This window comes from Komagataeibacter kakiaceti JCM 25156, assembly GCF_000613305.1.
Genome location: NZ_BAIO01000603.1, coordinates 1 through 1,269 on the forward strand (window position 1 = coordinate 1; position 1,269 = coordinate 1,269).

The 1,269-nt window shown below is 66.4% G+C and carries 1 pseudogene; it reads right to left on the bottom strand.

Going from position 1 to position 1,269, the window contains the following annotated elements:
* A pseudogene (gene maeA, locus JCM25156_RS32755) lies at positions 1 to 1,260 on the bottom strand (oxaloacetate-decarboxylating malate dehydrogenase); the annotation flags it as partial.
* Positions 1,261 to 1,269 lie beyond the last annotated feature (9 nt).

The window sequence follows — 1,269 nt, forward strand, 5'->3', positions numbered from 1 at the left end:
CAGCGCGTGGGCGGCGGCCAGAAACATGCCATCGGTCATGCGCGTAATGCCGCCTGCCACCACCGCCAGCCCCACGCCGGGAAAAACGTAGGAATTGTTGATCTGTCCACCGGGCGGCTGCTCCCTGCGTAGCTGACCGGAGCGAACGGCCCGCCCGTGCCGATAAGGGCGCGCCCATGGGTCCATTCCAGCAGATCCTGCGGCATGGCCTCGATATTGGCGGTGGGGTTGGACAGGGCGAAGATGACCGGGCGGGCCGACCGCGCCGCCATGGGGGCCACGATGTCGCGTGTAAAGGCCCCGCCCTGCCCCGATGTGCCGATCAGCATGGTGGGGCTGACATTCTCCATCACCTCCGCCAGCGTGATGTGGGCGGGATCGCGCACCGTCCACCCCGATGCGACATCGGCAGGCTGGGCGAAGGGGCGCTGGCCCTCCGTTACGCCATCCATGCCGGTGCGTACAAGGCCGTCAATATCAACCATGAAGAAACGGCTTCTGGCTCCATGGCCGTCATGCCCTCGGCCACCATCATCCGGGCCAGCAGGTCGGCTATACCGCAGCCCGCCCCGCCCGCACCGAAAATGACGATCCGCTGCGTGGCCAGTGGCGCGGCACCCGCCCGGATCGCCGCCAGCAACGCACCCGCCGTAACCGCCGCCGTGCCCTGAATGTCATCGTTATAGGTACACATGCGCGTACGGTAGCGACCCAGGATACGCAGGGCGTCCGTGCCGGACAGATCCTCCCAATGCAGGGCGATATTGGGCCAGCGCGCCGCCACGGCGGCGACGAACTCGGCAATGAACGCATCGTATTGCGCGCCGCGCACCCGCCTGTGCCGCCAGCCGATATATTCAGGGTCTTCCAGCAGGGCCGTGTTGTCGGTGCCCATGTCCAGCAGGATGGGCAGCGCGCGGGCCGGGTCCAGCCCCCCGCACGCGGTATAGAGCGAGAGCTTGCCAATGGGGATGCCCATGCCATTCGCCCCCTGATCGCCAATGCGAGAATGCTGCCGCCATCGCTCGCCACGATCACGCGCACGGCGTCCCATTGCGGGTGGGACAGGATTTCGGCAATGCGGCCCCGGTCCTCATAACTCAGGAACAGGCCGCGCGGACGGGTCCAGATATGGCTGAACTCACGGCAGGCCCGCCCGATCGCGGGGGTGTAGATGATGGGCAGCCATGCTTCCAGCGCCTGATCGATGATGGCGTAGAACAGGGTTTCATTCCTGTCCTGGATTTCGCGCAGCGCAATGTGGCGCGA